This is a genomic window from Methylobacillus methanolivorans (assembly GCF_044751345.1).
Taxonomy (GTDB): Bacteria; Pseudomonadota; Gammaproteobacteria; order Burkholderiales; family Methylophilaceae; genus Methylobacillus; species Methylobacillus methanolivorans.
Map to the genome: position 1 here is coordinate 1 of NZ_JBIWXY010000003.1, position 19,772 is coordinate 19,772.

General features: G+C 51.4%; 20 protein-coding genes. 3 read left to right on the forward strand and 17 right to left on the reverse strand.

The window, feature by feature from the left end; genetic code table 11:
* Window positions 1-167 precede the first annotated feature (167 nt).
* From ACIKP9_RS12335 to moaA, 7 genes are all read right to left on the reverse strand, one after another.
* The gene (locus ACIKP9_RS12335; RefSeq protein ID WP_400883405.1) at window positions 168-2,297 is read right to left on the reverse strand and encodes a TonB-dependent receptor family protein; all 2,130 of its coding nucleotides are present in this window, start codon (window positions 2,295-2,297) and stop codon (window positions 168-170) included.
* 82 nt (window positions 2,298-2,379) lie between these two features.
* Complete coding sequence (locus ACIKP9_RS12340) at window positions 2,380-3,360, reverse strand: PfkB family carbohydrate kinase (RefSeq protein ID WP_400883408.1); 981 nt, start codon at window positions 3,358-3,360, stop codon at window positions 2,380-2,382.
* 6 nt (window positions 3,361-3,366) lie between these two features.
* A complete protein-coding gene (locus tag ACIKP9_RS12345) occupies window positions 3,367-4,143 on the reverse strand; it encodes a GntR family transcriptional regulator (RefSeq protein ID WP_400883411.1) in 777 nt (258 codons plus the stop codon).
* A gap of 156 nt (window positions 4,144-4,299) precedes the next feature.
* On the reverse strand, window positions 4,300-5,565 hold the full coding sequence (gene moeA / locus ACIKP9_RS12350; protein ID WP_400883413.1) for a molybdopterin molybdotransferase MoeA: 1,266 nt from the start codon (window positions 5,563-5,565) through the stop codon (window positions 4,300-4,302).
* Window positions 5,562-6,113 (reverse strand): molybdopterin-guanine dinucleotide biosynthesis protein B, encoded by a 552-nt coding sequence (gene mobB, locus ACIKP9_RS12355; protein WP_449816073.1) that lies wholly within the window; start codon window positions 6,111-6,113, stop codon window positions 5,562-5,564. Before mobB ends, moeA begins: the two co-directional genes overlap by 4 nt.
* A complete protein-coding gene (mobA, locus tag ACIKP9_RS12360) occupies window positions 6,110-6,688 on the reverse strand; it encodes a molybdenum cofactor guanylyltransferase MobA (protein ID WP_400883416.1) in 579 nt (192 codons plus the stop codon). The genes mobB and mobA overlap by 4 nt, the downstream gene beginning before the upstream one ends.
* A 128-nt stretch (window positions 6,689-6,816) precedes the next feature.
* Window positions 6,817-7,824 carry a GTP 3',8-cyclase MoaA gene (gene moaA / locus ACIKP9_RS12365; protein WP_400883419.1) on the reverse strand — a complete coding sequence of 336 codons (1,008 nt, stop codon included), beginning with the start codon at window positions 7,822-7,824 and terminating at the stop codon, window positions 6,817-6,819.
* Window positions 7,825-7,947: 123 nt separating this feature from the next.
* On the opposite strand from moaA, the gene ACIKP9_RS12370 reads away from it, so the two are divergent.
* On the forward strand, window positions 7,948-8,295 hold the full coding sequence (locus ACIKP9_RS12370) for a winged helix-turn-helix domain-containing protein (protein ID WP_400883422.1): 348 nt from the start codon (window positions 7,948-7,950) through the stop codon (window positions 8,293-8,295).
* Between the two features lie 4 nt (window positions 8,296-8,299).
* On the opposite strand, the gene ACIKP9_RS12375 is transcribed toward ACIKP9_RS12370, so the two are convergent.
* The 4 genes from ACIKP9_RS12375 to trxA all read right to left on the reverse strand — a co-directional run bounded on the left by ACIKP9_RS12375 (window position 8,300) and on the right by trxA (window position 12,159).
* Window positions 8,300-9,958: an ArnT family glycosyltransferase gene (locus ACIKP9_RS12375; RefSeq protein ID WP_400883425.1), complete on the reverse strand. Its 1,659-nt coding sequence runs from the start codon at window positions 9,956-9,958 to the stop codon at window positions 8,300-8,302.
* Between the two features lie 119 nt (window positions 9,959-10,077).
* Entirely contained in the window at window positions 10,078-10,320 is a 243-nt protein-coding gene (locus ACIKP9_RS12380; RefSeq protein ID WP_230348982.1) for a type B 50S ribosomal protein L31, read from the reverse strand.
* A 125-nt stretch (window positions 10,321-10,445) separates the two neighbouring features.
* The gene (gene rho / locus ACIKP9_RS12385; protein WP_400883429.1) at window positions 10,446-11,705 is read right to left on the reverse strand and encodes a transcription termination factor Rho; all 1,260 of its coding nucleotides are present in this window, start codon (window positions 11,703-11,705) and stop codon (window positions 10,446-10,448) included.
* 127 nt (window positions 11,706-11,832) lie between these two features.
* Window positions 11,833-12,159: a thioredoxin TrxA gene (gene trxA, locus ACIKP9_RS12390; protein ID WP_400883432.1), complete on the reverse strand. Its 327-nt coding sequence runs from the start codon at window positions 12,157-12,159 to the stop codon at window positions 11,833-11,835.
* Window positions 12,160-12,366: 207 nt separating this feature from the next.
* Here trxA and ACIKP9_RS12395 point away from each other — a divergent pair, with 207 nt between their 5' ends.
* Window positions 12,367-13,626: a sensor domain-containing phosphodiesterase gene (locus ACIKP9_RS12395; RefSeq protein WP_400883435.1), complete on the forward strand. Its 1,260-nt coding sequence runs from the start codon at window positions 12,367-12,369 to the stop codon at window positions 13,624-13,626.
* A 47-nt stretch (window positions 13,627-13,673) separates the two neighbouring features.
* Here ACIKP9_RS12395 and ACIKP9_RS12400 read toward each other — a convergent pair whose 3' ends face one another.
* From ACIKP9_RS12400 to ACIKP9_RS12425, 6 genes are all read right to left on the reverse strand, one after another.
* Window positions 13,674-15,203, reverse strand: a complete 1,530-nt coding sequence (locus ACIKP9_RS12400; protein WP_400883438.1) for a hypothetical protein — start codon at window positions 15,201-15,203, stop codon at window positions 13,674-13,676.
* A 130-nt stretch (window positions 15,204-15,333) separates the two neighbouring features.
* Window positions 15,334-15,642, reverse strand: a complete 309-nt coding sequence (locus ACIKP9_RS12405) for a DUF3579 domain-containing protein (protein WP_400883440.1) — start codon at window positions 15,640-15,642, stop codon at window positions 15,334-15,336.
* Window positions 15,643-15,732: 90 nt separating this feature from the next.
* Window positions 15,733-16,317 (reverse strand): BON domain-containing protein, encoded by a 585-nt coding sequence (locus ACIKP9_RS12410; protein WP_400883443.1) that lies wholly within the window; start codon window positions 16,315-16,317, stop codon window positions 15,733-15,735.
* Between the two features lies 1 nt (window position 16,318).
* Window positions 16,319-16,912: an SIS domain-containing protein gene (locus ACIKP9_RS12415; RefSeq protein WP_230348976.1), complete on the reverse strand. Its 594-nt coding sequence runs from the start codon at window positions 16,910-16,912 to the stop codon at window positions 16,319-16,321.
* Between the two features lie 28 nt (window positions 16,913-16,940).
* Entirely contained in the window at window positions 16,941-17,285 is a 345-nt protein-coding gene (locus tag ACIKP9_RS12420) for a YraN family protein (protein ID WP_400883446.1), read from the reverse strand.
* Window positions 17,282-18,928 (reverse strand): penicillin-binding protein activator, encoded by a 1,647-nt coding sequence (locus ACIKP9_RS12425; protein ID WP_400883449.1) that lies wholly within the window; start codon window positions 18,926-18,928, stop codon window positions 17,282-17,284. The genes ACIKP9_RS12420 and ACIKP9_RS12425 overlap by 4 nt, the downstream gene beginning before the upstream one ends.
* On the opposite strand from ACIKP9_RS12425, the gene rsmI reads away from it, so the two are divergent.
* Window positions 18,920-19,765, forward strand: coding sequence for a 16S rRNA (cytidine(1402)-2'-O)-methyltransferase (gene rsmI / locus ACIKP9_RS12430; RefSeq protein WP_400883452.1), 846 nt, complete (start codon window positions 18,920-18,922; stop codon window positions 19,763-19,765). The two genes, ACIKP9_RS12425 and rsmI, sit on opposite strands and share 9 nt — an antisense overlap.
* Window positions 19,766-19,772 lie beyond the last annotated feature (7 nt).

The following is a 19,772-nucleotide window of genomic DNA, read 5'->3' on the forward strand; positions in this document are numbered from 1 at the left end:
GGTGAATCATACTGGAGTAATCCCTTGGGAAAAACATACGATCAACTGATCAATACTTCGGTAAAATCGAAGAGTTGGTGTGTGAGGGGTTTGAGTGTCAGGAGAAAATAAAAGGGGCACTGTGTTAGCAGTGCCCCTTTTTTACAAAGCTATCTTAAATATAGAGTTTAGAAGATATAAGTTGCATTGAGGCCAAGTAGCCAGTTTCGACCTGCAGACGGTTCGTAAAAGCGATTAGCACTGTCATTTACTCTAATAGAGCCCACATATTCTTTGTCGAAAATATTTTCTACGCGGACATATTCACTGAAGCGCCAATTTTGTAATTTCTGCTGGAAACCGGCTCGGATGTTGAAAATGGTGTAGGAACCAGCAGTTGCTGTGTTTGTATCATTTACGTAGGTTTTGCTATTACGACGAGCTTCAAAAGCGGTATTAAAACCAGAAGCTTGATGCTTCCAGGAAATTTCACTGTAGATTTGGCTGTGATATGTACCAGGGATGATATTCCCAGAGTCTACAGGCCCATTCAGCGACTGATAACTGGAGTCAAACTTTGCATTTAGCAGGGTATACGAACCAAAAAACGCAATATTGTTGTCGAATTTTGACTCAATCGAAAACTCGGCACCATTCCGTTTTGTCTTGCTGGCATTTCTATAGCTTGTACGACCTGCTAAGTTGCCACTAATGACTAACTCATCATCAGTACGTACGGTAAATAAAGTCAGATTAGCCGTTGTGTTATTACCGATGATTGCTTTTGTTCCGATCTCAAAATTGCGACTCTCACTAGGTTTTAGGCTCAAGTTGGGGCCGCTAGTGATTGCTGTAGTGGCATACGCAGCTTCAACAAAAGTGGGTGTTTCAAAACCTTTCCCAAAGTTAGCATATACATTCCATGCTGGAGTTAATTTCCAAACAGCGCCCACAACTGGAGTGGTTTTCTCGTAGGAAACTGTGCCGCCATTATCTCCACCAACATTAAGAAGATTGTCATTGATTTTAAGAACAACCTTTGTACGTCTCGCCCCTGCATGTAAATCCAGATTGTCTAAGATAGACCATTGGGCTTGGATATATTTGTCAGAGTTAGTTGCAATATTCTCTTCATCGCGATTTAAGCGGCCAGCATCTGTACGTTTTACACCATTGTAAGCATTGATATCTAAGCGATCATCGCTCATCTTTCCATACGTAAATCCTGCACTCAGACTGTAAGCGCGGTTAAGGAGTTTGCCGGTATTGGTCCAACGTAAATCTGTTCCCCAAAAGTCACGATCAATGCTACTGGCGCGGCCAGCCCATCGTCCTTGCCCATCGATAGTTTGACTGGTCGAGAGGTATTGCTCGTTTTTGCGATTGCCAACATAAGAAATCAGGTTGATTAAGTTATTCTCGTTAATCGTATGTTCAAGATTAAAACCAACTTGGGTTTGGCTACGGGAAACTCGCGTGTTTGCGCCAAGTGCGTTTGGTGCGGCTTGTTTGCGATCTGTACGTACTTCGCTACTAGTCAGTCCGATCGGGTCATCCGCTTCTTGGTCAAACCAGTTGATTAGCGATGTGAGCTTGGTGTCTTCATTTAAATTGAAGCGGAATTTGGCGGTGCCTTGTTCTTTCTTGTTGCGGCTGTGATCGCGATAGCCGTCGGAAGAGTAATTGCTGTAGTTGATGAGGTATTCGAGTCCATCTGCAGTGCCGGCTGCGCGAGCATTTTCGCGACGGGTGTTGTAGCTGCCGAATAATACGCCAGCCGATAACTCATGGCCGGAAGGAGCATTTTCTGTCAGCAGTTGTACAACGCCACCAGAAGAGTTGCCGTACAGCGCTGAGAAAGGGCCGCGCATGACTTCGATGCCTTGCATAGCGCCTAGATCCACACTGCCAGGCTGCCCGCTGCCATCAGGGTAGGTCAAGGGGATGCCATCAACGTAGACGCGCACGCCACGCACACCAAATGCAGAGCGAGCTCCAAAGCCGCGGGTGGAAATCTGGGGGTCTTGTGCCATTTGAGTCCGGTTTTGGGCAGTGATGCCGGGAACGCGGATCAGGCTTTCGGATAAGGTCATTTGTGCCTGGCCGTCTTGAATGTTTTCCTTGCTGACAACGTCAATGGCGACTGGCAAATCGAAGCTGCGCTGTGCTGCGCGAGTAGCTGTTACGACAACGGGGGAGACGACTTGTAAGCCTTCGCGGGTTTCTGTGGAGGCATCTTCTGCCATGGCAGGGCCACTGTTCCATATGCTTAATACAGCAAGTGGAATGAGTTTGAGATGAAACCTAGAACGATGCATGCTGACTCCCCAATAATGCTTTTAAACTGTTTTATAAGGTGGCGAGCATAGGCGAAAGCGGTGAGTTTGACCATCAAGATAATCATGAATTTGTTCCGGAACCTTGCCCGGAAAGGAAAGATTGCAATATGTCGCGCGTGGGAAGGTGGGCTAGCAGGCCGGATTGACGGATGCACAGGCTCGCGCTGGCACAACCATATTGCAAGGCGGTAGATAAATGATTTCCTTGCAACAGGCTTGCCAGGAAAGCGCTAGCGAAAGCGTCGCCAGCACCTATGCTATCAACTACTTGGGTGTCAAAAGCTTCTTGTTGATGGATGCTGCCATCCTCTAGTAGGGCGACAACGCCTTGGTCGCCCAGAGTAATAACGAGAGATTTTCCTGGAAAGCGTTGGTTGAACTGGATGTGTCTTAACCATGCCAATGTGGTGCTTCGCGTTGAAAAATGTTCAGGTGATCCATTTAGCCAGGCTTGAGCTTCTGTCTGGTTCATGATCAATACATCGGTTACTGCCAGCAGCGTAGGGTTAATGGTGCGGTAGGGAGATGGGTTGAGTACTGTCATGCGGTTTGCCGCACGAGCAATGCTAAATGCTGCGATGATGGCGGCATCAGGCAGCTCGAAAGGGGCATAAGTGAGGTCCGCTTGTTGTATATGCGCGGTTTGCCGTTGTATATCGGCCTCGCCAAGCAGGGCATTGGCGCCGGGGAAAATGATGATCTGGTTTTGACCCTGCGCATCAATCAGGGCGACACCATGACCATTATGCTCGGCGATGATGGCTGGAGTGATATGGTTGAGTTGCCATTCCGCCAATATATGTTGCAGTTGCTGCTGTGATGTGGGGTGGTATCCGCAGGGCAGGATGCCGTTTACGGGCACGGCTAATTTGTGTAGGCCCACTAGAACGTTGAGTCCCTTGCCGCCAGTTTCACCGTAAAAGTTTTCAGCTTGCAAGGACTCACCAGGAGCAGGGAAGCGGCGCACGAAGTACACATGCGCGATCATCAGGCTGGCAAGGATATAAGCATTCGAGCTGCTAGGTTTGAAGCTTGCCAGCATGATCGTCTAGCCTTTCATCTTGACTCGGTAGGCATAGGCATCACCACGGAAAGTACCCTCGACATATTCCAGTAGAATGCCATCGTGAGAATAGCTACGGCGCTTGATCAGCAGGCAAGGTTGTGCGAAGCTGAAGCCGAAAGCCTGATTCTCGACTTCATTGGAGAGTACGGCCTCTACCGTTTGTTCACACCACTCCAGGTGATGCTTGCACTGCTGGTTGATGGCTTGATAGATGGAACCTTGTAAGTCAGCAGAAGCGAGCTCTGGTAGATGGTGCAGGTTATACCAGGCAATCTCGTGAGAGAGTGGTTTGTCATCGCCGTAGCGGATACGCTCCAATTTCAGGAGTGGGGCATTGGAGTTGAGGCCGAACATGGAGGCCATGCCACGGTCATTGGTGATGGATTGTTCGAGGATGCGCGTAGAGGGCTTCATGCCCAGCTCATGCATTTCATCAGTAAAGCCGCGTAACCTGAACATATGGGTATCCAGCCGGCCAGGGGTCAGCACTGTGGTGCCGCCTTTACGGTTGCTGGTGATCAGTTTGCGGTTACGCAACTCCATATAGCTGCGCTTGATCGTGATTTTGCTGACGCCTAGCGCCTCGGAAAATACAGTCTCAGTGGGCAATTGTGTCCCCGGCTTGAGTTCCTGCTGCAATATCAGAGCCTCAAGTTGCCGATACAACTGTGCATACAACGGTTCAGTTGCATCCTTGTCTAGTCGAATCAGATCAGTAATCGAGGCTACATGAGCTTTGGTGGTTTTTAATGGGGTCACGCATAGGGCCTACAAAAAATCCACCTGCATATTAACCGCCGATGTGTCGAAAGTTCAACAGGAATATACATACACTCGATCTTATCTGTGATATTCCTTGCACACTCAGGTGCATATCATGGCTAGCGCATTTGAGAAAAACCAGCGGGGGGAGAGTTACAACAAACCTTCCATGACTTGAACTTGCACTTCTACACCTGCGGGTAAATTACCTATCGTGTCGTCCAGGACAATAAAACAATTGGCTTCTGACATGGAGCGCAGGATGCCAGAGCCTTGGTTGCCTGTCGGGCGCACTTGCCAATTGCCCGCTGCGTCAGCGAATAAGATGCCGCGCTGGAACTCTGTGCGACCTGCTAGTTTGCGGATAGGCTCTGTGCAGGTGGCTTTGAGTAATGGCAATGCAGGCACCGGGTTTTGCCCTGCGAGATATAGCAAGGCATCTCTGACGAATTGGTAAAACGTGACCATGACGGAGACTGGGTTGCCGGGCAAGCCGAAATAATGCGCCGAGCCTACTTTGCCATAGGCGAGAGGACGGCCTGGCTTCATGGCGATTTTCCAGAAGACGACTTGGCCTAGCTTTTCCAATAGTTGTTTCATGAAGTCGGCTTCACCCACGGAAACACCTCCACTCGTCAGGATGACATCTGCCTGGGTGGAGGCCTCTATGAGCGCCTGCTCCAATGCGGCAGGATCATCACGCACAACACCCATATCAATGATGTCTACGTTCAGGCCGAGCAGCATGCCATGCAGGGTGTAGCGATTACTGTCGTAAATTTGCCCTGCACTTAATGGTTGGCCAATGCTTACCAGCTCATCTCCTGTTGAGAAGAAGGCGACTTTTAACTTGCGATAGACTGAGACTTCTCCGATACCAAGGGATGCGATTAGGCCAATATCCGCTGGCCGCAATTGGCGACCCATTTCCAAGACGGCTTGTCCTTCTTTCAGGTCTTCACCAGCGTAGCGGACATTGGCCTGGGGTTTGGGAGGTTCGAGCATTGTCATGCGATTGCCAGAAACCTCAGTGCGCTCCTGCATGATCACAGTGTCAGTACCTTGTGGAATCACTGCGCCTGTCATGATGCGTATACATTCTCCCGCATTGACATTGCCTGTGAATGGTTTGCCAGCATAGGCTGTGCCGATGATGTTCAGGGCAGGAGTGTTGATGTCCTGGCTATGCAGGGCAAAGCCATCCATGGCGGAATTATCATGGCTGGGCACATTCAACGGCGAGATGACACTTTGCGCAAGCACGCGCCCAACTGCGGCTTTTAGTGGCAGGGTTTCAGTGTCGCTGACTGGGTTCAGAAAGCGCTGGATAAATTTTCTTGCCTGCTGGACGGGCATCGAGTTGGGATCATAATCATCCTGGCAACTGATGAGTTGGTTAAGCGATTGGCTTGTGGTCATGGTGTCAGGTCTTTCATCCATTGCTCGATAAAGTCGGCAATGGCTTCTGGGTTGTTCAGGTCTAATGTTGGCGTGGCCATGTTACCAAGATGTGTATCGGTGGCGACAGCAATGATGCTGGGGTCATCCAATGCCAGTAAGGGATAGCCTAGGCTAGGTCGGTGAATCTCAATTTTGTTGATGCCAGCTTGTTTGAAGCCTTCCACCAGCACCAAGTCTATGGCTTCGTGATCAAGCTGTGGCAATAGCTCTTCAAGGTTCACGGGGTTTGCTGCCAACTCGGGGATACGCTGGCGCTCGGTCATCAGGGCCCAGCGGATATCAGAGGCAACCAAGGTTTGCACGGCACCGGCTTCACGCAGGCGATAGCTATCCTTACCCGGCTTGTCTACATCGAATTTGTGGTGTGCGTGCTTGATCACTGACAGTCGCAGGCCCCGGGCGGTGAGTGTCGGGATCAGTTTGGTGAGCAGTGTGGTTTTTCCCGAGCCGCTACCATAGGCACAAAAGCCCATGATGGGGCGCGGGAATGCGGTGAAGGTATTCACGAGGCCTGTTCCAGGCCTTGTAGTTCTTCGCGCGTGTTGATGTTGGTGAAAGCCTGGGCCTGATCGGTAAATGAGACTTCAGTGCTATCGAGCTGGGCGATCCAGTCTGCCATTTTGCGTTCCCCTTGCTGTAAAAACTGCTCAAGGTTGGGCAGCAAAGAGCGACGGCATAGACAGAAAACGGGATGTGCTTGTTTGCCGGTTTTAGCAACGGCAATATCAGCATCCCGCTCGATCAATGCATTCATCAGGCGCTTGGCCAAACTAGAAGGTAATAGCGGTGAGTCACAAGGGGCGGTGAGGATATAAGGATGTTGTGCATGCAGCATGCCAGCATGCAAGCCTGCCAGCGGGCCAGCAAAACCACCTATTTCATCTGTTATCACGCGATAACCCAGTTGCTGGTAACGATCAATCTCGCGGTTGGCATTGATCAGTATTTCGTTCACTTGTGGCGCAAGGCGCTGTAATACATGCTTGATCATGGGCTGGTCATTGAATTCCACCAAACCTTTGTCAGCACCGCCCATACGCTTGCCTTGACCACCTGCAAGCACGATTCCTGTAATACTCATATGTCTTGGTCAAATATTGGCTCATCATCAGGATGTGCCAATAAATGTGATTGATTGCGAAGGGGAAATTTTACTTTATTTTCCATACTTGCTACAGCCAATTGCCAGCAGGAAATGCTAGAGCCAAATTAGCCGCCGGTCTGGGACATGAAGCGAATGACTGCAGGAGCGGTGCGCTGCAAGTCAAAATCATGGCCCTTGGGCTTGATATGCATGGAGGCCAGGATAGCGTCGCGTAAAGGCTGGTCATCATGTGGGTGTTCACGTAGCAAGGGCATAAGGTCAATTTTGCTTTCCTGCCCCAGGCAGAGGAAAAGTTCTCCTTTGCAGGTGATGCGTACGCGATTGCAAGCCTCGCAGAAATTATGGCTGTGTGGTGAGATGAAGCCAACCCGGGTATTCGTGTGGGCTACGCGCCAATAACGTGCTGGGCCGCCTGTTGTTTCTGTACTGCTGACCAACGGGAAGTGTTCCTGCAATAATTTGAGTGTCGCCTGGTTGCTGACATAGGTAGACCCACGGCTATGGTCGACTTCACCGAGCGGCATTTCCTCAATGAAAGCAACATCCAGTGCTTGTTCAATGGCAAATTGCAGCAAGGGAATGGCTTCATCATCGTTGAAGCCTCGCATCAGTACTGTGTTGAGCTTGATGTTGGTAAAACCTGCATCCTTGGCGGCCTGGATGCCACGTAACACTTTATTGAGGTCGCCAACACGGGTGATCTTGCGAAAACGCTCGGCATCAAGGCTATCAACACTGATGTTGATGCGATGTAGCCCAGCCTTTTTCAGGGCATGGGCATAATGCTCAAGTTGTGAGCCGTTGGTCGTCATCGTCAACTCGCGCAATCCTGGCAGGTGGCCGATGTCTTCAAACAGCGATAATGCGTTTTTTCGCACCAAGGGTTCTCCGCCTGTGATACGTACTTTGCTGACACCAAGGCTGACAAAAGTCTTTACCAGTCGCCCACATTCCTCCAGGGAAAGTACCTCTTCGCGCGGGAGGAAGCTCATTTCCTCACTCATGCAATAGACACAACGAAAATCGCAGCGGTCAGTGATCGACAGACGAATATAGTCCACACGACGACCAAACTGGTCGATCAATTGGGGAGTGTGGAGGATGTCAGACATTGGCAGCTATTTCAGGCCCAGGTTGGATGCGATAAGATGCGTGGATTGTAAGTCCTTCAGTCAATACAAACAATATGGATTGTAGTCTGTCTTTATGACTGCAATCAGAGGTGAAAATTCCACATGAGCGCCATTAGCATCAAGATTCGTCTGCCTTATCAGCACCTGGTCGCCATTGGCCCAGGCAAGGCAGACTTGCTCGAAGCGATCAATCAAAGTGGTTCGATATCTGCAGGTGCCCGCGCCATGGGCATGTCTTACAAGCGCGCCTGGGACCTGGTGGATGCCATGAATAAGAGTTTTCGTGAGCCGCTGGTGGCAACGGCAACGGGAGGTAGCCACGGTGGTGGTGCCAGGGTGACGCCATTTGGCCTGGATGTGCTGACGCGGTATCGTGCGATGGAGGCTAAAGCCAACCAGAGTATTGCTCAGGATGCCGAGGCACTAGCGTCAATGTTACAGCCACTTTAAGGGTTTACTCACGACGTACAAATAGGTGGAAACTCTCGCGCCTGTCTAGTGCACGATTGCCCGACCATATCAGCTGCCAGTTGTCACCCGGCGTCAAGCGGACATGGCGACTATCATCTTGAATCAGGTAAAGGTCGCAAGCAGGGTTGTAGCTTGCCGGGGCGCTCTGTGGTTGAATAACTAGGTCGGTGTAATAATCAAGCAGGGCAGTTTGTGCCATGCCGATGCCGTAGCTATTGATACATGAATATTCGGCAGGCATGGCCTTGCTCAGGTCTTCAAATACATTCTTGTAGCTGCGGGCGTTATCTATCCAAGGGAGCCACAAGGTCATCAATAATCCCCACGCCATGGTCATGCCGACTGCCCAGTTGGTGAGTGCACCACGATTTGAACGTTTGCTATTGGCGACAACAAATAACCAGATGATGGTGACTGTCAGTGCGGCGGCTAGCGCCAGAATATTCAAATGTGCTTCTTGAGTGGCGGCAAGAAACTGCATGCGTTCTGCGATCTTGGCGGGAGTGCCTGTGAGCATCGCGAACCAACCCAGCCAGATCAGTGATCCCATCATGCCGAACAGCAGCAGGCCAAACCAGTCCAGTGCGCCAGCAGCGCCTCGTCTCAATGTTTCTACGCTGCCTCCGGCGAGTACGGCAAGTGGCAGCAAGAGCGGCAGAATTTGAATTTCACGACGCTCAAACATCAACCCAATGATCACGAAACTGGCAGCAGAAAATACCAAAAGTAACTGCATCTTGGGCTTGGTTAGCAAGCTTGCCCGGTAGCGCCATGCACCCCAGGCGGCAATAGGCAATGCTGGCCAAGCGTACCAGAGTATGGTGCGCAGGATATAAGGGTGATTGATGCTACCTGAACCGTACAGGCTGCTTTGCCACCAGCTATTGAAATGGCCAGGCTCAGCATTGAACAGTAGCCATGGCCAGGCAAGCAGCCAGGGGCTTGCGACCATCAAGCTCAATATAGCTACAATGGCGAAGCTTTTGCTACGCCATTGGGCGAACAAGATGGGCAATAGTGCCATGGTGATGAGTACGATGAGCGCGCTCGCAACCCCGGTGGCCAGAAAGCTGATACCGATTCCCGAGCCGAGTAATGCTGCCGCTCTCAAGGGGCGACGTTTGGCAAGTGCTAACGCATACAATCCCATTGACAGGCCAGCCAGGGAGGCTACTTGTGGCATCAATAGGTGCGATGAGGCAATGAGGCCGATAGAGGCGATGAATATAAAGGTGATCTGGCGGCCTATGCCCACACCCCATAGTTCCCGACCCAGCATGCCCACCATGAGCAAGGTAATGGTCATCCACAGGCTGTTGATCAACCGGGCAGCATCATGGAGTGGGAGAATGCCAGAGAGTAGTTTGCCACTACCTGCTGCGCTCCAGTAGTAAAGTGGTGGATATTCTATGCTTTGCTGTCCTGCGGCAATAGGCACAAGCAAACCTTGGCCTTGTACCATGTTCTTGACGATGCTGATAGTTTGAGCCTCATCCGGCTTCCATGGTTCGTGCCCGACCAAGCCCAGGAATATCCAGGCCACACAGAGCAATATCAGCAGATGAGTCTTGGCGCGCTCACCTACTCGTGCGCGTGGAGTTGCCAAGTGTGCTTGCCAATCGTGCTCAAGCTCGAATGCCATGAATATCCTTTAGTTTTGTTCGGTAATGCCTATGCATTTTAATCGCTTAGATCATGATGCTGGGAAAAACAAAAAAGGCAGCCCAGGCTGCCTTTTTGTACAACATATCACCCTTTGGGTTACATGCCGTATTTCTGACGGAACTTCTCAACACGACCAGCGGTGTCAAGAATCTTCTGCTTGCCAGTATAGAATGGGTGGGATTGAGAAGAAACTTCAATCTTGATCAGTGGGTATTCTTTGCCATCTGTCCACTTGATGGTTTCTTTTGCAGCGATAGTGGAGCGTGTCAGGAAGCTGAAATCAGCACCGATGTCCTGAAACACAACTTCGCGGTAATCTGGGTGAATGCCAGGTTTCATAATGTTTTACCTCTATATTGCCGGTTTGTGCGGCGAGCAAGTGTTAGGGTCCTGCCAAGCAGGAAAGGGGAGCATTATATGCAGCCTGTCAAGAAATTGCAAATCCTGACAGGCGATACTTTGTATTAGCCTCTGCGCATGGAGTCGAAGAAGTCGGCGTTGTTCTTGGTGGCCTTCAACTTGTCGAGCAGGAACTCCATCGCCTCTAGGTCATCCATGGGGTAGAGCAATTTGCGGAGTACCCAAATCTTCTGCAATACGTCTTTTTCGATGAGCAGCTCTTCACGTCGAGTACCGGATTTGTTGACGTTGATGGCAGGATAAATGCGTTTTTCTGCCATGCGGCGGTCAAGGTGCAATTCGGAATTGCCGGTACCCTTGAACTCTTCGTAGATCACATCATCCATACGTGAGCCGGTATCCACCAAGGCGGTACCAATAATCGTGAGGGAGCCACCTTCTTCAATATTACGTGCTGCACCGAAAAAGCGTTTTGGACGTTGAAGCGCATTAGCATCCACGCCACCAGTGAGTACCTTGCCTGAAGCGGGCACCACAGTGTTGTAGGCGCGTGCAAGACGGGTGATGGAGTCGAGCAGGATGACGACGTCTTTCTTATGCTCAACCAGGCGCTTGGCTTTTTCCAGCACCATCTCGGCGACTTGCACATGGCGGGTCGCTGGCTCGTCGAAGGTGGAGGCTACGACCTCACCCCTGACAGAGCGAGTCATTTCGGTGACTTCTTCTGGACGCTCATCGATCATCAATACAATCAATACCACGTCAGGATGGTTGGCCGTAATGGCATGTGCAATATGCTGCATCATGACTGTTTTGCCAGATTTCGGCGGAGCAACCAGTAATGCGCGCTGGCCTTTGCCGATCGGTGCGATCATGTCGATGACGCGGCCGGTAATATTTTCTTCACCGCGAATATCACGTTCCAGCACTAATGGCTTGGTCGGGAAAAGCGGTGTCAGGTTTTCAAACAGTATCTTGTGCTTGCTATTCTCCGGCGCCTCGCCATTGACGCTGTCTACTTTGACCAAGGCAAAGTAGCGTTCGCCATCTTTAGGTGTGCGAATCTCGCCCTGGATGGTATCGCCAGTATGCAGGTTGAAGCGGCGGATTTGCGAAGGCGAGACATAAATGTCATCAGGCCCGGCAAGGTACGAGGTATCGGGAGAGCGCAGGAAGCCAAAGCCGTCTTGCAATACTTCCAAGGTGCCGTCGCCGAAGATGCTGTCACCTTTCTTGGCCTTGTTCTTCAATATGGCAAAGATCAAGTCCTGTTTGCGCATGCGGCTTGCGCCTTCAATCTCATTGGCGATGGCCATTTCGACTAGTTCAGTGACAGGGAGGTGCTTCAAGTCTGATAAATGCATATTTGGGAAGGCTCGTTGGAAATCAGAAGTGCTGTAAAACGGGGATTGTTTGAAGGATGACCGCCAGGTTCCTGTGGCGAGTTGTGCTTTTAGCTAGTAGATGGAACCTGGCGCCAGGGTAGCGCTATTAGATATTGCTGTCAATAAATGCTGTCAATTGGGATTTGGAAAGTGCGCCCACTTTGGTTGCTTCCACATTGCCGTTCTTGAACAACATCAAAGTGGGGATGCCGCGAATGCCATATTTAGGTGGCGTATTTTGGTTTTCGTCGATATTGAGCTTGGCGATCTTTAAGCGATTAGCGTACTCTTTGGAAATCTCGTCCAGAATCGGCGCAATCATTTTGCAAGGACCACACCATTCTGCCCAGTAGTCTACCAGCACAGGTACCTGGGATTGCAGGACTTCCTGATCAAAAGTATCGTCGCTGATGTGGGTAATATGTTCGCTCATTTGAACCTCTAGTGATGGTTTGGTTATGCTGGATACATTGCATTAGCCAGCTTGATATTGGCGGAGTGTGCCAAGTAATTTCGCTATCCTAGCGAAAAAAATCCTGCAAGTGAAGTATTGAATCAGGCATAGATATTGCTGGGATGCATGGATTTTTGCGATCTATCGTGCAGAAATCGCTTAATCCATCACGACAGGGCTTCATAAATGACCGAAAACGCGACAGGCAAGTTTCAATTCCTGGATGAGCCTGGAGAGCACGGCAAGGTATTCGCTACTTATGAGCATATGAAGTTATATAGTGCTTTTCAGCCTATTTATAGCTTGTCGCATTGCCGGATCGTTGGCTATGAAGGCTTGTTGCGGGCGATTGACGGGCGTAGGCAGGTTTCACCTTACCAGATATTTTCCCTGGCTCGCGATGAAGCGAGCATCGTGCATTTGGATCGATTGTCACGTGCGCTGCATTTGCGTAATTTTTGTAGCATGGGACGCGATGGCGTAGAGTGGCTGTTCTTGAATGTCGATCCTCGCGTGATCGTGCAGGGAAAGCAATATGGTGCTTTTTTTAGGCAATTGCTTGAAGAAAATAATATGCCGCCTGAGCGGGTCGTTGTGGAAATTATGGAAGGGGCGATTGACGATGAACTGCAATTGTCTGAGTCGGTGGGCTTCTACAAAGACCTGGGATGCTTAGTTGCGATTGATGATTTTGGCGCGGGGCAATCCAACTTCGAACGCATTTGGCGGCTTTCCCCAGATATCGTCAAGCTGGATCGCTCCATGATTGTGCAGGCGATGCACAAGCCAATGGCACGACGCTTGTTGCCTGGTATCGTATCCCTGATCCATGAGGCAGGCAGTCTGGTGCTCATCGAGGGGATAGAAACCTTGGAAGAGGCCATGGTCGCCATGGAGACCGATGTTGATCTAGTGCAAGGGCATTATTTTGGCATGCCTGCGCATACCCTTGATGAATCCCATAGTGAAGGCAAGATATTGTCTTTGTTTGAGCGCTATCAGGCTTCGTCGGCGCTGGATTCTACCCAAAAGTGCCTAGCCTATTATCGTAGCGCTTTTGTACAGGCAGTCGCTCAATTGCAGGCGGGACAAGCCCCGGAGCAAGCATTTGGCGAGCTCTTGGGGTTGAGGGGCGCAGATCGGTGCTACATCCTGGATCAGCAAGGAGTGCAGCTTGGGGCAAGTTGCCTGGCGGATAGTGCTAAGCGTGTGACAGATCGTTGTTATCAACCGCTCGCAGATGGGCGAGGAGCGGTATGGTTGCGTCGTCCATATTTGCGCCGTGCCTTGCAAAACCCTGGATCATTGCAGATGACGCGCCCCTATCTTTCGATTGCGACAGGTAAGTTGTGCGTCACGTTATCCATGGCCGTGGTGTTACATGGCGAGATTAGCGTACTGTGTTTTGACTTTCACTGGAGTGACGAGGTCGGTGGCGTGAAATAGTGCGCTGGGTCATAGCCGCGCACTATGCTGGTGCTTGATTAGAGTGCTTATACCGTGCTGAACTGAAAGTGATCAAATTGATTGGTGCGCTCGATCAGCCGCGTAATCATCACGCGTTGATGGCTCCCATCTTCAAGCAGCAGCTCTATGGTTTTTGCCGGGCCATAAGTGCCAGGTGCGCCAATCAGGGAGGGCGACTGCTTGAGCGTAGGTATTTCGGGCAACAAGAACAAGGGTACAGCGCCGTTATCTTCTGTCTGCATGTTGATAGGCTTGGCTTCTGGCGCTAAGAGCTGGATGCCGATGTCTAGATGGCGATTCTCCGTATGGCTTGCCCAACGCAACACACCAATTGCCCAGTGCGTGGTATGGCTGATTCTTACACCGACCAAGTCACCAATATGTAAGTGCGCTTCCGCCGCAGGCAGTTTACGCAAGGCCATACCGCCTGCGCTGATGTTGAGTGCTTGCCAGCGTGAATTGCGAGGCAGCTTGCCAGGGATGTTGTCTAAAGTAGACAGGTTCTTGGTGATGAGTGTGTGATGCAATGCTGGTAAACCAATCGCCAGCTCAATGCCATCATTCTTCGGTGTGCGCGTGAAAATTCGCTTGGGAGATGCTCCCCAATGACGCAGTAAATAGGTCAGCAAATCCTGGTAACGTGGTTGGCTTGCACTTTCTGGCAAGCCAGCTTCTGCCGGGAATGGGCCAAGCTGGCCTTGTTTGATGTGTTGGTGGATCTGGCGGGCGAGATCCATAGTCAATAAGAAGAAATCTTGTTCTTCGTCGACTTTGCGCAAGCGTTTTCCTAGCGGTACGGGTGGTTTATCCCGGTTGCTGGAGATCAGGAAAATAGCCGCTGGGTTTTCAATAGTCTCAGGGCGTTGTAGCTGGGTGAGATGTGCGAATCGGGTAATGTAGTCGCAGGTTAACTTGATGTCTCTCTGGGAGAGATGTTGCGGGTCAGCCAAGCTGAGCAAGAGTGCTTGCTTGTAAATATGGCTGATCGGCAAGAGTTGATTGCGTACTGGATCTTCAACCGTACTGGCTTCTAACTCGCGTTGTACGGCAAAAGAATACACTTGGTGCAACTCGCCCCAGAGTGAAGGAGGTTGCGCCCGATAGGTTTCATAATAAATCTCGAGCTGCATGCGCAAGGCATCGAGTATGCGATGCAGGCACTGCGCAAGGGGTTTGGTGCCGCCAAATTTGAACAGCTTGGCTTCAAAGTCAAGCAGCGCAAGCTTGTAGCCGTAGGCCATTTCCGTCCACAAGGTATTGGCTAAAGCCGCATATTGCTTTTCTTGCTCAGGGAGAGGAAGCGGCGCGTTGCAGTAGTGGTTAGCAAGCGACTCCGTGGTCGAAATGATCGCCGGGCGGTAAGTTTCCAGTGCTTTGATCCTGGTATCCGCTGCAACCTTTTGCCTATTCAGGATTTCCAGCTCTTCTTGCAACGCTTGGGAGGTTTCCAGAATATTGGTGACCGGAAGCGCGTTCAGGAACTTGAGAATCTTGGCTGGCCTTGTCTCCGCGACAATGAGTGGATGATCCACCAGCACTGGTACATTCAAATTCAAGACCGTCCCCTCATCTTAATCCCCTTTAAAGTGGGGATGGTAATTAGTCTTGGTTGTTTTGTCACTGCCTGAATAAAGCCTGTGGCGCTTTACCGGCTTCTTACCTATGTGGTGGACTGGTTGAGAGTATTTATTGCGCAGAAATGCTGTTGCCGTCGGCATCCAGCACATTGAGCTGGTTCTCATCGACAAAATGCATGAGTTGGTTGAAGCCTTCAGGGTTTGTATCCTTTAGCTTCAGGTCGACAGCCAGGCAACGTACACCTTCAATAACGCGAGGCTTGAGATAAGGTGAGTAACGCAACTTGCGATCTGCGCCGAAGCTGGCGTATGTGCTGCACATTCTATCTACCCAGTCGCTGGGACGGAAAGGCTTGCCAGCACGGGTTAAGCCTTGAATGATGATTTCGTTGATGCCTGATTTTTCTGTCGTGCTCATACTTGTATAACCATTCGCTCAATCTTGTAGGGCATTCTAGCACCCAATCGAGCCGCACGGGCTGATTGGGTGGCAGTGTGATAGTGTTGCTTAGTCGATATACTCAAATACCTTGACGACCTTGCTTACGCCGCTGGTGCTACGGGCAATGTCTACGGCATCTTCAGCCTCTTGCTTGGTCACAATGCCGAGCAGGAACACGGTTGTAGCTTCTGTCACTACCTTGACATAGTTAGAGGGGAAGCGATTTTCCTTCACCATGCGTGCTTTCACCTTGGAGGTGATGTAGGTGTCATTGTTACGCTCGCTAAAGGTGCTCTTGGTATCAATCACGATCTCATTGGTGATATTGCGTACGTTATCGACAGTGCGCACGGCTTTTTCAGCAGCTTCCTTGCTGGCTGCGTCTACAGCTTCACCGGTGAGCAAGACATTGCGATTGTAACTGGTGACCGTGATGTTGTTCTTTTCCCCAAGTTCTTGCTTCACGGCGTGAGAGGCCTTGAGCTCTATGTTCTGGTCTTCGATATAGATGCCAGAAGTTCTGCGGTCGGCAGCCATGGCACCGCCAGCCGCTGCGCCGCCAATGACGGCGGGCACGCAAGCGGCAAGTTGGGTAGATAAAGCCAGCGCCAGGAATACGGGGGCTAGTGGTAAGCGGGAAAGTGCGCGCATATTAATTCACTCCTAACAAAAGACAATCAATGGCATCGCAGATGCAATGCAGGGTCAACATATAAACTTCCTGGACTCTGGCAGGGTGCTCGTGCGGCACCCCGATATGGATATCTTCTTCTGTCAGAAGTTCCACGAGCTCGCCACCATCCCCACCGCTAAAGGCGATGACGTGCATGCCTGCTTCCTTGGCTGCTGAGATGGCGTGCAGGATATTCTTAGAGTTGCCGCTGGTACTCAGGGCCAGCAGGATGTCTCCGTGATGGCCGAGAGCAGTGATTTGCCGCGCAAACACCTGTTCAAAGTGATTGTCGTTGGCAATCGATGTCAGGGTTGAAATGTCGGCAGGCAGGGCGATAGCGGCTAATCCAGGACGTTCATGCACATAGCGGTTGAGCATGCGAGATGCGAAGTATTGTGCATTCGAGGCGGAGCCGCCATTGCCGCATGCAAGAATCTTTTTCTCATTGAGTAGTGCTTGAACAATCAATTCTGCGGAGTTGGCAATGGGTGTTGCCAGCAGCTCGGCTAGCTCAAGCTTGAGGTGTCCGCTTTCTTCAAAATGTGCGGTAATGCGGGTGTGAAGATCATTCATGGTGTGATGTCGGTAGTTATTTTCGCTATCAGGCGCTAAATGCGTCCTGAATCCATTCAATATGATTTGTGTTGAGTCCCGTGAGCAACACTGCATCAAAGCGGCAGGGAGCTTGGTTGCCGTGTTGTTGCAGAAAGTGTTCGGCAGTGCGAATCAGTTTTTGCTGCTTGGGAACATTGATGCTGGCAGCGGCACCGCCAAATCTGGTTTGGCTGCGCATGCGCACCTCAACAAAAACAATGCTGCTGCCTTGTTGCATGATGAGGTCTATTTCGCCAAATCGGCAACGATAATTGCGTGCCAGCAATGATAAACCTTGGCTTTGCAGGTAATTGGCGGCCAGGGCTTCGGCATCATCTCCGAGTTGCTTCAAGGAGTGGTTTCCAGCACGACACCTTGTGCGCTGAAGCGGCCATTGGCTAATTCGCGGCTAATCACGCCTTCAGGTGAAATGCTAATCTTGCCTGTGAGTCCCTGCAAAGTCTGTGCTTGCTGCGGATGCTGGCTCAGGTGAGTGAGGATGCGATAGGCATCTGCACCTAATGCAAACCAGCGCTGCATTTCTCCCGGCGGAAGGTCAGCAGCGGAGGGGCGCAGGCTGGCAAATTCCGTTGCATCTGGCTTGAGTAACCAGGGCATATCCAGGAAGCGTACCGCATTCAGGACATCGTTTTCTTTATCTTGTGCTACGCCTGCATAAATGTGTGAGGTGGCAAAGGTGGGCGTGGCTGTATCAAGATAAGGTCGGATGGTCCTGGCTTCCTCATAATTGGCCGCAAGAAAAATCATATCTGCCGGGCTTGCGGTGATTTTGGCCTGTAGTTCTGTTGGGTTGCTGCCGTCCGTAAATGCCAGCTGTTGCGTAATGCGTCCGCCTGCTGCGGTCCATGCGCTATTGAAGGCTTCGGCCATGCGCTCAGCTAAGTGGTTGCTGCCGGTTGCGATCGTGGCAGTTTGCATGCCCAGGCGTTGTGCCAGTCTGACGAGTTGAGCAATTTCCGTTTCAAGCGGCAGGCCAAAGATATAGAGGTTGGGTGTGTTGCTGGCAGCGGTGTCACTTTGGTTCAAGGCCAGGGTGGGGATGGTAATTGCCTGTTGGCTTAAGCGGGTGACTTCATCTCGCGTGAGCGGCCCCACAATCACTTGCACGCCATCATTGACGGCATGTTGGTAGGTGTCGGCAATATTGGCCGGGTTGCCATCGGTCGCGTATAGCGTGAGTTCGCGTTGATCTTTCGCTTGTGATTGGGCAGCGGCAAACCCCTGCTCTATAGCATCCGCAGCTGGGTAGTAAGCCTCTACCGCGAAGGGCAGGATAATGCCTATCTTGCCGCCCGGTTGATTGTCGATGGCCGCAGTATTTGTGGTTGTTGCTGCGTTTTGTGGGCGCTGGGCAAGGAGCTGTTGGCTAAAGCCTTTGCTTGCCGGGTGGCCGGGGTAAAAGTCGGCCCAGGTTTTCAGTGCGCTATCGTTTTGCTCTTTGGCAGCCAGGGCAAGGTCAATCCAGCCCTGGATATCAGTATCCGGGCTTTCGCCACGGATGTTGACGAGGTCCTCACGACTGAGCTGACTCAAACCAACCCAGATTTTCTCATGATTCTGATTGCGGCTTGGGTCATCATCCAGAAACTTCTCGGCGATGACCCGTTCAGTCAATGCACGTAAGGGATCAGGCTCTTGCTCATAGGCGAGCGCAAGGCTTGCGTGTAAACTTGCGGCTGCTTCGTTGTTGAGTGATGGGTTGGCTTTTAATGGCAGCAGTAGCCTGAAGGCAGAATCAAAGTCCTGTTGCGCAGCAGCAATATTACCTGCCAACAGCTTGGCATAAGCCGACTGGCTGGGAATCCGGTTCAGTACCAGCGTGGCACAATCGATGTTGCGGGTCTGCAGGCATACCATGCCCTCGTGGAATCGAGTCTCGGGCGGGACGGTGTTGGGAACAGTCGTCGCTGCCATAACCTGCATGGGCAGCAACATCCATGTGAAATACAGAAGGGCGAGCAGTCTTTGGATCATAGTGGAACATTATATGTGGTAGCCACGCCAATTGGAAACCTGCAAGACATCAGCTTGCGGGCGCTGGAGGTGCTAAAAGCGGTGGATGTGGTTGCCGCGGAAGATACGCGGCATACGGCAGGGCTGCTATCGCATTTCGCCCTGCAGAAAAAGCTGGTGGCGGTGCACGAGCACAATGAACGCAAGGCGGGTGAGCAATTGATACAACGCTTGCAGGCAGGGGAGTCTGTCGCGCTGGTCAGTGATGCCGGTACCCCGGGCGTGAGTGATCCTGGGGCTGTGGTAGTTGATTTGGCGCACGCAGCAGGCATTAAGGTGGTGCCGTTGCCAGGTGCTTCTGCCGTGGTGGCTGCGCTGTCGGCATCTGGCGTGATGACGCCAGGGTTCCAGTTCCATGGTTTTCTGCCAGCTAGCGGTAGCCAGCGTCGCTCTGCCTTGCAATCGTTGGCAGATGTCGCGGTAACGCTGGTGTTTTATGAGGCGCCGCACCGGGTGCTGGATAGCGTGGAAGATATGGCTACTGTGCTCGGGCAGGATCGCACCCTGATTATTGCCCGTGAGCTGACCAAGACCTTTGAAACCATACATCGTTTGCCATTGGCACAAGCGAGGGAGTGGCTGGAAGCTGATAGTAATCGCCAGCGGGGTGAGTTTGTACTGTTGGTAGCGCCTGCACCTGTAAAGGAAGTCGCTGTACTTGATGATGAGGCGGTGCGGGTGCTGACCTTGCTATTGGCTGAGTTGCCCTTGAAGCAGGCGGTCAAGCTTGCCACTGAGATTACCGGGGCCAAGAAAAATGCACTTTATGAGTTGGCCCTCAGTCTCAAGCAATCCTGAATACTAT